The following is a 9,879-nucleotide window of genomic DNA, read 5'->3' on the forward strand; positions in this document are numbered from 1 at the left end:
ATGGCAGGCGAAACCAAGTTCGATGATTTCCAGCACCAGCAGCTCATTGACATGGTGCAGCACACCAACCCCACCGTGGTGCTGAGCCGTGGTAATCAGCTTGGGCAGGCTGGTCGCGTTCTGAAAGAGCTGAGCGACGCCCTCAAAGCGCATCTCGGTAACATTGTCTGGGAAGGCCAGGCCGCAGAGAACTTCAAGACCTGGGCTGGAAACCTACAGCAGTCGGCGGAGTTGCTGGGTAAGTACTCCACGGGTGCCGGTGACGCCATGCACCTGGCCGGTGAGACGCTCAGCACCGTCAAGTCCGGCATGCCGCCTGTGCCGTCCGATGCCCTCAACTGGGTGAACACCCGTAAGACGCAGAAACCTGATCCTGTGGTGCTCAACCGCCTGAAGTTGACCACCTTGAATCCGGATGGCAGCGGCCCTTCCACCGCGCAAATCGATGCGGCGATGAGGCAAAGCGTAGGTGACGCGTGGGTCACTGAAACGCAGGCAATGGCCGGATCCCGTGAGCTTTATACGGCGCATCAGGATGCCATCCATCAGATGGAGAAGCTCGGGCAGGCCTACATCGCGGCGACGACGACACTGAACGGGCTCGGCGACAACGTGGTGTTGCCGGGGACACCTGACGCGTCCAAGGACAAAGGTGATGCTTCGGACTACTCGAACAGTGGTCCCAGCGGCGGGTACGGCGGTTCCGTCCGTACTCCCCGCGCAACCGGTGGTGGCACTACGGGTTCCTACGGTGCATCCGTCGGCCACTACGACGGCGCCAGCATGAGGCCACGCGATCCGTCAACGAGCTGGCAGGACCCGTCCAACCCGACCCACCCCGGACCGGTCCCCCCGTACGACCACGGCCAGCTGCCTCCGCCGCCGCACGACCCGGGCACACCCACTCCGCCGTCCCACCCGTCGGACCCGGTCACCCGCCCGGGCACCGGCCTGGACAGCCTTCCGACCCTGCCGGACCAGACCACCCCGGTCGGCCCTGGCAGCGGCCCCGTGCTGCCGAGCGGCCCGAGCGGAACCCCCGCCTACCCGGGCGGCCCCGGTGGCCCCGGCAGTTTGCCCGGCCTGCCAGGTGGCGGACCCATCGGCGGTTTCCCGGGCGGGACCAGCGGTGGCTCCGTCCCGACCAAGGGCATCGGCAGCATCCCTGGCAAGAGCGGCGGCTCGGCACCCCTTCGCACCGGTCCGTTCAGCGGCGGCACGGTTCCCGGCAAGGCCGGCACCCCGGGCCTGCCCAGTGGAACGGTCTTCGGCCGGGAGGGCGCGGCGAGCGGCGGGCGGGTCGGCGGATCGTCCATGGGCAGCGGGATGGGCATGCACCCCGGCATGGGCGGCGGCCACGGTGTCGGCGGCGGCGGTGTCGGCGGCTCGCGTGGTCGGGGCCTGACCTCGACCGCCGGTGGAACGGTCGGCGGCCGCAAGGGCCCTGCTGCCGGTGGGGAGTTCACCCCGGGCGGTACGGGCCTGCGCAACCGTGCAGCCGCAGCGGGAGCCGCCGAGGGCGGTTCCCGGTCCGGGCAGAACGGCATGATGGCCCCGGGCGCGGGCGGCCACGGCGGCAAGAAGGACCGCGACCGCCGCAACCGCGCGGACTACCTCCACGAGGACGAGGAGACCTGGACCAGCGGTACGCCGCACAGCAACCCGGACGTGGTTGAGTAGGACGACAACGACTGCCCGGCCACTGGGCGCACCCAGTGGCCGGGCAGATCTGTTCGGGGCACGCTTCGCCATTGGCGGAGGGATTGGCGAGGAGTTGTGATGGGGCGGACGAACGTGCGACGGTGCTGGCGGGCTGCCGCTTCGGCGCTTCTGGCGGCGGGAATTGTGGCGGGCCCCGTCGCGGCACCGGCATTCGCAGGCGACTCGATCCGTGAGGATCAGTGGCACCTGGACGCGATGCACGCTCCGGAGATGTGGAAGATCTCGACAGGAGAGAACGTCACTGTTGCGGTGATCGACAGCGGGTTCAAGCTGGACCACCCTGACTTGGTGGGGCAGTTCCTACCGGGAAAGGACTTCAGCGGGAGTCCTGGGGGCGTCGGGTCCTATGTGAAGGGGCATGGCACGCAGATGGCGGGCCTCATTGCCGGGACCGGGAAAGCCAATGGCGGGAAGGGCGCTTACGGCCTCGCGCCTGGCGTCAAGGTCCTTCCGCTGAAGATCGCCAATGGCGATGAGGGATCGGTACTTGAGTCCGAATTCGTCGGGCAGATCGGGCAGGCCATCACCTATGCGGTCGAGCAGGGCGCCAAGGTCGTCAGCATCTCGCAGGGAACGAATGCGATCCTGGTCAATCCCGAAGACGTCAAAAAGCTGAACAAGACCCTGGCCTGGGCGCGGGCCAAGGGATCCCTTGTGGTCGCCAGTGTTGGGAACGAGGCCCAGTCGGGGAACCCCGTCGAATTCCCGGGAGCTCTGCCCAACGTGGTCGGGGTAGGCGCTTCCGATCGGAATGGCACGGTTACCGCAGAGTCGGAGCGCGGTCCGCAGGTCACTCTCATCGCACCAGGTATGGACACGATCGCGCCCTGTACCGGGTCGACCGGCTACTGCAAGGGGCATGGCACGTCGGATGCGACCGCCTTGGTTTCAGCTTCGGCCGCGCTGGTCTGGTCGGTACATCCAGACTGGACGGCAAACCAGGTCCTGCGGGTGCTCATCAATACGGCTGGTAAGCCACACGACGGATCCAACCGAAACGATGACGCAGGATACGGCGCGGTCCGGCCTCGGATCGCCCTGACGTCTCCTGGTGACCCAGGTCCTGCGGACCAGTCCCCGCTCCCGGCTGATGTGGCCTCGCCGCCCGCAATGCCAGCCCCGGCTGCGAGTTCATCCGCCCTCCCGTCGTCGGTGCCGAGCTCCACCGAGAGTCCGAGCGATGTGGCGGTAGGCGCGCCGACCGCTCAGCCGAAGGCTGAGGCGTCGTCCGGGTCGGGCAGTGCGCTGCCGATCGTGGGTGGCGTGGTGGCCGGATTGTTGGTGGTGGCTGGGGTGGTGTTCGCCGTGGTGAGGCGGCGGAAGGCAGCTGTGCCGCCGGGGGGCGCGGTGGCCGTGCCGCCTCCGCCGTTGCAGCAGCCATCGGTGCCGCCGGAGGACAATCCGTACGCGAGGTAGGCGGTCGGTCGCGCGACAACAGCTGCCCGGCCACTGGGCGAGCCCAGTGGCCGGGCAGCTATGTTCGGACACACTTTCCCGGCCTGCGGGGGGAGACTGACGAGGAGTTGTGATGGGGCGGACGGACGCGCGAGTGCGCTGGCGGGCTGCGGCTGCGGCCCTTCTGGCTGCGGGAGTCGTAGTGGGTCCGGTCGCAGCACCAGCCGTTGCTGAGGACACAATCCGCCAGCAGCAGTGGCATCTGGAGGCTATGCACGCTCCTGAAATGTGGAAGACGTCCAAGGGGCAGGGGATCACTGTCGCGGTGATCGATGGCGGGTTCAAGCTGGATCATCCGGACTTGGAGGGGCAGTTCCTTCCGGGTAAGGACTTCAGCGGTAGTCCCGGCGGCGTGGGGTCCTACGTGGACGGGCATGGCACCGAGATGGCGAGTCTGATCGCCGGAACCGGCAAGAGCAGCGGCGGGACGGGTGCCTACGGATTGGCGCCGGGGGCCAAGATTCTTCCCCTGAAGATGAATGACGGGTCGGACCGGTCCCTGGGGGCTTCCATCTCGTCCGACTTCCTCGATGAGGTCGGTCAGGCCGTGAACTATGCGGTTGACCAGGGCGCGAAGGTCATCAGCATTTCGGAGGAGAGCGCGGCGGTCACCGCCACTCCGGAGAACGTTGCCAAGTTGAATCGCATTCTTGCGGCCGCGAGGGCGAAGGGGGTGCTCGTGGTCGCAAGTGTTGGGAACTCCGCGAAGGACGGAAACCTCGTCATGTATCCGGCTGCGCTGCCCAACGTCGTCGGCGTCGGAGCCGTTGACCGGAACGGCACGGTGACGGAGGAGTCCCAGACGGGGCCGCACGTCGCGTTCGTGGCCCCCGGCATCGATGTGGTCGACGCCTGCACGGGCACCACCGGCTACTGCAAGCGCCATGGAACGTCTGCTGCTGCGGCTCTGGTGTCCGCTTCGGCGGCGCTGGTCTGGGCGGTTCACAAGGAGTGGACCGCGAATCAGGTCCTTCGGGTGCTCATCAACACGGCCGGCAGACCAAATGATGGCAACAGCCGTACGAACAGCGCCGGGTGGGGCGCGGTCCGGCCGAGGATCGCACTGACGAATCCCGGCGATCCCGGACCGGCTGACGTGTCGCCGCTTCCGGGCGACGTGCCTGTGCCGACTCCGTCGTCCGCACTCATGGCCTCGCCGTTGCCGACCGCGACCCCCGCCGGTCCGTCGCCGACGGTCGCGTCGTCGACGGGCGGCTCTTCGTCGGCCGCAGTGGCAGCGGTGGACACCGGCGGTGTGAACGCCGGCCTCAGTTGGCCGGTGGCCATTGCGGTGATCGTGGTGGTGGTTGTTGCGGCGGGTGTGATCGTGGCTCTGCTGGTGCGGCGGTTGATCGTGGTGCTGCGGGGCGCGCGGTAGTCGGTCGCGTGGTGGCGCGCGGTGCGCGGGGTGGGCGTGGGGGTTGGGGGTGTGCGCTTGGGTCACTCGGGTGGGGGCTGGTGGGGGGCCCGGGTGGTGGTGAGGGTGGGTGGTATGGATGCGGAGGGTGCTTGGCGGGTTGGGCAGTTGCGGCGGGCGGCGGCTGCGGCGTTGATCGGGACGGCGATCGAGTTCTACGACTTCTTCCTGTACGGGACGGCGGCCGCGTTGGTGTTCGGGCCGGTGTTCTTTCCCGAACTGGGCACGGTGGGGGCGCTGTTGGCGGCCTTCTCGGTGTATGCGGTGGCGTTCCTGGCCCGGCCGTTGGGGGCGGTGGTGTTCGGGCACTTCGGGGACCGGGTGGGCCGGAAGGCGACGTTGGTGGTGTCGCTGCTGTTGATGGGGTTGGCGACGGCGGCGGTGGGGTTGTTGCCGGGGTTCGCGGTGTGGGGGTGGTGGTCGCCGGCGCTGCTGGTGGTGCTGCGGGTGTGCCAGGGCGTCGGGTTGGGCGGGGAGTGGGGCGGGGCGGCGCTGCTGATCGCGGAGAACGCGCCGGCCGGGCGGCGCGGGCGGTACGGGGGGTTCCTGCAGTTGGGGCCGTCGGCCGGGTTCGTGCTGGCGAATGGCGGGTTCCTGGCGCTCCAACTGGTGCTGGACGAAAGGTCGTTCCGGGAGTGGGGCTGGCGGGTGCCGTTCCTGGCCTCGCTGGTGCTGGTGGCCGTGGGGCTGTTCGTGCGGCTGCGGCTGGCGGAGTCGCCGCTGTTCCGGGCGGACGTGCGGCGGGACCGTCCGCCGGTGGTGGAGGTGCTGCGCGAGCACTGGCGGCCGGTGTTGGCGGGCGGCGGGGCGATCACGGTCGGGTACGCGCTGTTCTACCTGACCACCACGTACGCGCTGGCGTACGCGACGTCCGGTCTCGGGGTGGCGAGCACGCTGGTGCTGGCGATGCTGCTGGCCGGGGCGGCGGGCGGGGCCGTGACGGTGTGGTTGAGCGCTTCGCACAGTGACCGGTGGGGCCGTCGGCGGACGTTGCGGTGGGCGACGGGCCTGGCGGCCGGGTGGTCGCTGGTGCTGTTCCCGCTGCTGGAGACGGTGCGCCGGCCGTTGATGTTCCTGGGGCTGGCTGGGGCGATGGTGGTGCTGGGCTGTCTGATGGGCCCGTTGGCGGCGTTCCTGCCCGAGTTGTTCCCGACTCGGGTGCGCTACACGGGTGCCGCGTTGACGTACAACCTGGGCGGGGTGGTCGGCGGGGCGACGACGCCGCTGGTGGCGACCAGGCTGACGGCGGCGTACGGCACGGCGCAGCCGGCCGGCTGGTACCTGGCGGCCCTGGGCGTGCTGGCCCTGGGCTGTCTGTGGGTGCTGCCGGACACCACGGGTGCGGAGTTGGCGGCGGTGGACGGCGGATACCGCCGGGCGCCCGTTCTGGGGGCGGACCCGGCGGCGTAGCCGTACGCGGGGGGGCCTGGGCGGTCAGCCGGCCAGGGCGGCGCGGCCGGCCAGCACGATCGCGGTGTGCCGGGCGACGCGCTCGCCCAGGTGCTCGGCGGTGGCGATGTCGGCCTTGTGGACGGCCTCGGCGCCCGCGTCGGACGGGGAGGAGGCGGCGGCGCCGTTGAAGAAGCCGAGGCGGTTGAGGTCGTTCTCGCTGGCGGTGGTGGCGTTCCAGCCGGGCTTGAGGCCGAGGTTGACCCAGTTCATGCCGTGCTGGGCGGCGAGGGTCTGGAAGTAGCCGAGGGTGCTGGCCTTGTCGCCGCTCTTGGAGGCGGAGTTGGTGAAGCCGGCCGCGACCTTGTCCTTCCAGGCGTCGGTGAACCAGCGCTTGCTGGTGGCCTCGGCGAAGACGTGGAAGGCGCCGGAGGCGGTGCCCATGTAGGTGGGGGAGCCGAAGACGATCGCGTCGGCGGCGTCGAGCTGGGCCCACTGCTCGTCGGTGATGGTGTCGACGGCGATCGACACGACCTCGGCACCGGCGGCGGCGGCGCCGCGGGCGACGGCCTCGGCGATCACGGCGGTGTGGCCGTAGCCGGAGTGGTAGGCGAGGGCGACGGTCGGGCGGATGGCAGTCATGCGGGGGCACTCCTGTGCGGCGGGGGAACGGATGCGGGTCCGGCGGGCTACGGCCGGTCGAGCGGTCTCCAATATAGACCAGGTCTCTGATAGAGACCAAGCATGGATCGGAGACCAGGTTCGAATCGGAGACCGCAGGTCTACCCTGGACGCCATGACGACGGAGGAAACCGCCCGCACCGGGGCCGAGCCGCAGGCGGAGCAGGAGCACGACGTCTTCGCCCAGCTCTGCCCAAGCCGCGAGATGTTCGCTGAGCTCGCCGACAAGTGGTCGCTGCTGATCCTGATGAGCCTCTCCGCCTGCGGACCCCAGCGCTTCTCCGAGCTCCAGCGCGGGGTCGGCGGAGTGAGCCGCAAGATGCTCACCCAGTCGCTGCGCAACCTGGAGCGCAGCGGCCTGGTGCTCCGTACGGTCTTCCCGGAGACGCCGCCGCGGGTGGTCTACGACCTGCGGCCGCTCGGCCGGGAGCTGGCCGAACTGGTCGCCCCGCTCGGCCACTGGACGGAGCGGCGCGCCCGGCAGATGCTCGCGGCCCGCGAGGAGTTCGACGCGGCGCACCCCGAGGGGTCCCGGTAGCGGGCTGCCCGGCGGCACGGTCCGGGCGGACCGGTCGGGTGGATCAGGCGGATCGGGCGGATCGAGCGGGCGAACCGGGCGGCCGGGGGGCGGAGCGGGGCCGATTTCCCTTTCGGGTCGACGGCCGTGTAATGTCTTCCTTGTTCGACCGGCCCGGGAAAACAAAAACCCGGCAAGCCCCTATAGCTCAGTCGGTAGAGCGTCTCCATGGTAAGGAGAAGGTCTGCGGTTCGATTCCGCATGGGGGCTCCACTGAAAGACCCTCGCCTCGCGGCGGGGGTCTTTCGCGTTCCCCGACCCGGGTGCGTTCCGGTTCCGGTGACACGCGGCGGCCTAGCGGGGCGGGTACGGAATGCGCTGTGATGGTGCGTCATCGGCCGCCCGCCCGAGGGGGTGCGGGTGCGAGCCGGGCCCCGACCGGGAGGGCGTCATGGGTGTTCGACTCGTGGTGGTCGACGACCACCGGCTGCTGGCCGAGGCGCTGGCCACGGCACTGCAACTGCGCGGCCACCGGGTGCTCGCGGTCGGTTCCCCGGTCGGCGTCGTCGCCGACCTGGTCGCCGGGCGGCGGCCCGAGGTGTGCCTGCTGGGAGTGTCCGCGCCGGGCGAGCCGGGCGCCTTCGACGGGCTGCGTCGGATCCGCCGGGAGCGCCCCGAGGTGGCCGTGATCGTCCTCGGGCCGGTCGGTGAACTCGGCGGCGTGGCCTGCGCGTTCGCGGCCGGAGCAGCGGGCTACGTGCCGAGCGACGAGCGGATCGAGGTGGTCGAGCGGGCGATCGGACGGGCCCGGGCGGGCGAGGCCGCGGTGGCCGTGGACGTCCTGCGCGGGGCCTTCGACCAGCTGCTGCGCCCGGTGGCCGAACCGGACGACGAGTCGGTCCGGTTGCTGCGGCTGCTGACCCGCCGTGAGGTGCAGGTGCTGGCCCGGATCGCGGACGGCGAGGACACCGCGGCGATTGCCGCCGGGATGCGGATCGCCGCGAGCACCGCCCGTACCCACGTGCAGCGCGTGCTGATGAAGCTGGGCGCGCGCACCCGGCTGGAGGCGGCCGCGGTGGCCGCGCGGACCGGCCTGCTGGAACGGATGGCCGAAGGCTGAGCGGTGAGGCCGAAGGCTGAGCGGTGGGGCCGACGGGGGTTGGCCGCGGGCGCCTGTGGAGGACGGCTGAGGAGTGGGTGAGAATGCGCGGGAGCGGGAGCCCCGGTGGTCGGGAGCACCCCGCCGGACGGGGACAATTGACCCCAGTCGTTCGCATTCCTTCGATGGCGCCCCCGACCGGGCGGACCATCGCCCGCTGGAGGTCTCATCATGAGTAAGTACCTGGTCACGGGTGGCGCCGGCTACGTCGGCAGCGTGGTGGCCGCCCACCTGCTGGAGGCGGGTCACCAGGTGACCGTCCTGGACGACCTCTCGACCGGTTTCCGTGAGGGTGTCCCGGCCGGTGCCGAGTTCGTCGAGGGCCGGATCCAGGAGGCCGGCAAGGTGCTGGACGGCTCCTTCGACGGCGTGCTGCACTTCGCCGCCTCCTCGCAGGTCGGCGAGTCGGTCGTGGACCCGGAGAAGTACTGGCGCAACAACGTGGCCGGCTCGCTGGAGCTGATCACCGCGATGCGCGCGGCGGGCGTGCGCAAGCTGGTGTTCTCCTCCACCGCCGCCGTGTACGGCGAGCCGGAGGTCGTGCCGATCGCCGAGACCGCCCGGACCTCGCCGACCAACACCTACGGCGCCAGCAAGCTCGCCATGGACCACATGATCACCAGCGAGGCCGTCGCGCACGGCCTGGCCGCCGTCTCGCTGCGTTACTTCAACGTGGCCGGCGCGTACGGCGCCTACGGCGAGCGCCACGACCCCGAGTCGCACCTGATCCCGCTGGTCTTCCAGGCCGCGCTCGGACAGCGCCCGCACATCGCGGTGTTCGGCGACGACTACCCGACCCCGGACGGCACCTGCATCCGCGACTACATCCACGTCGCCGACCTGGCCGACGCCCACCTGCTGGCGCTGGACGCCGCCAAGCCGGGCGAGCACCTGATCTGCAACCTGGGCAACGGCAGCGGCTTCTCGGTGCGCGAGGTGATCGAGTCGGTCAAGCGCGTCACCGGCCGGGAGATCCCGGTGCAGGTCGCCGCCCGCCGGGCCGGCGACCCGGCCGTGCTGGTGGCCTCCGCCGAGCGCGCCCACGAGGCGCTGGGCTGGACGCCGCGCCGTCCGAACCTGGACGACATCGTCGCCGACGCCTGGAAGTTCACCCTGGAGAAGAACGGCAAGTAGGACCGTCCGCCCGCCAGGGCCAACCGCCCGTCCCGGCCGGTCAGTTGGGCGTCTCTCCGGAGCCGCCCGGCTGGCCGGCCGCGCCGCTCGCGCCACTCCTGACGAAACTTCACCGAACCGGCACGGGAGCGTTTCCCGGCCCGTACGCTGAGTGCGGTACCGGTGGGGGCCGGCGCCCTTTCGGCCGCGCCGGCCACCGGTGGGCGGGCGGAGCGGAGGGTCCGGAACGCGGACGCCGGACCGGTCCCCGCTCCCGGGCTCGGGCGCTCTGAGCAGGGGGTAGTGACGATGGGGCGGATCCGGGTCCTGGTGGTCGACGACCACCGGATCTTCGCCGAGGCGCTGGCCGCGGCCCTGGCCGCCGAGCCCGACGTGGAGGTGGGCGCGGCCGGCAGCGCGGCCGCC

Annotated in this window: 8 protein-coding genes, 1 tRNA gene and 1 pseudogene; 9 read left to right on the plus strand and 1 reads right to left on the minus strand. The window is 70.9% G+C overall.

Annotation, left to right across the window (positions count from 1 at the left end; translation table 11 throughout):
• From HS99_RS44300 to HS99_RS32965, 4 genes are all read left to right on the plus strand, one after another.
• Window positions 1-1,680, plus strand: coding sequence for a WXG100 family type VII secretion target (locus tag HS99_RS44300; RefSeq protein WP_141763863.1), 1,680 nt, complete (start codon window positions 1-3; stop codon window positions 1,678-1,680).
• Window positions 1,681-1,932: 252 nt separating this feature from the next.
• Window positions 1,933-3,138 (plus strand): S8 family serine peptidase, encoded by a 1,206-nt coding sequence (locus HS99_RS32955; RefSeq protein WP_232543143.1) that lies wholly within the window; start codon window positions 1,933-1,935, stop codon window positions 3,136-3,138.
• A gap of 250 nt (window positions 3,139-3,388) precedes the next feature.
• Entirely contained in the window at window positions 3,389-4,555 is a 1,167-nt protein-coding gene (mycP, locus tag HS99_RS32960; protein WP_267885528.1) for a type VII secretion-associated serine protease mycosin, read from the plus strand.
• Window positions 4,556-4,669: 114 nt separating this feature from the next.
• A complete protein-coding gene (locus tag HS99_RS32965) occupies window positions 4,670-6,004 on the plus strand; it encodes an MFS transporter (protein ID WP_050366609.1) in 1,335 nt (444 codons plus the stop codon).
• A 24-nt stretch (window positions 6,005-6,028) separates the two neighbouring features.
• Here the strand turns inward: HS99_RS32965 and HS99_RS32970 are convergent, their stop codons facing one another.
• A complete protein-coding gene (locus HS99_RS32970) occupies window positions 6,029-6,625 on the minus strand; it encodes a flavodoxin family protein (protein ID WP_030290697.1) in 597 nt (198 codons plus the stop codon).
• 154 nt (window positions 6,626-6,779) lie between these two features.
• Here HS99_RS32970 and HS99_RS32975 point away from each other — a divergent pair, with 154 nt between their 5' ends.
• From HS99_RS32975 to HS99_RS47255, 5 genes and pseudogenes are all read left to right on the plus strand, one after another.
• Entirely contained in the window at window positions 6,780-7,202 is a 423-nt protein-coding gene (locus HS99_RS32975) for a winged helix-turn-helix transcriptional regulator (RefSeq protein ID WP_030552311.1), read from the plus strand.
• Window positions 7,203-7,378: 176 nt separating this feature from the next.
• Window positions 7,379-7,454: transfer RNA gene (locus HS99_RS32980), tRNA-Thr, on the plus strand.
• A gap of 178 nt (window positions 7,455-7,632) precedes the next feature.
• Window positions 7,633-8,301, plus strand: coding sequence for a LuxR C-terminal-related transcriptional regulator (locus HS99_RS32985; RefSeq protein WP_030290693.1), 669 nt, complete (start codon window positions 7,633-7,635; stop codon window positions 8,299-8,301).
• A gap of 207 nt (window positions 8,302-8,508) precedes the next feature.
• On the plus strand, window positions 8,509-9,474 hold the full coding sequence (gene galE / locus HS99_RS32990; RefSeq protein WP_094742910.1) for a UDP-glucose 4-epimerase GalE: 966 nt from the start codon (window positions 8,509-8,511) through the stop codon (window positions 9,472-9,474).
• 288 nt (window positions 9,475-9,762) lie between these two features.
• Window positions 9,763-9,879, plus strand: a pseudogene (locus tag HS99_RS47255) (DNA-binding response regulator); the annotation flags it as partial.

It is taken from the genome of Kitasatospora aureofaciens, from assembly GCF_001188955.3.
GTDB lineage: Bacteria > Actinomycetota > Actinomycetes > Streptomycetales > Streptomycetaceae > Kitasatospora > Kitasatospora aureofaciens.

Bases quoted from the DNA above. Each gene is read 5' to 3' on its own strand.
- HS99_RS32965 (WP_050366609.1), top strand. From the start codon at position 4,670: ATGGATGCGGAGGGTGCTTGGCGGGTTGGGCAGTTGCGGCGGGCGGCG.
- HS99_RS44300 (WP_141763863.1), top strand. From the start codon at position 1: ATGGCAGGCGAAACCAAGTTCGATGATTTCCAGCACCAGCAGCTCATT.
- HS99_RS32970 (WP_030290697.1), bottom strand. From the start codon at position 6,625: ATGACTGCCATCCGCCCGACCGTCGCCCTCGCCTACCACTCCGGCTAC.
- HS99_RS32985 (WP_030290693.1), top strand. From the start codon at position 7,633: ATGGGTGTTCGACTCGTGGTGGTCGACGACCACCGGCTGCTGGCCGAG.
- mycP (WP_267885528.1), top strand. From the start codon at position 3,389: ATGCACGCTCCTGAAATGTGGAAGACGTCCAAGGGGCAGGGGATCACT.
- HS99_RS32955 (WP_232543143.1), top strand. From the start codon at position 1,933: ATGTGGAAGATCTCGACAGGAGAGAACGTCACTGTTGCGGTGATCGAC.
- HS99_RS32975 (WP_030552311.1), top strand. From the start codon at position 6,780: ATGACGACGGAGGAAACCGCCCGCACCGGGGCCGAGCCGCAGGCGGAG.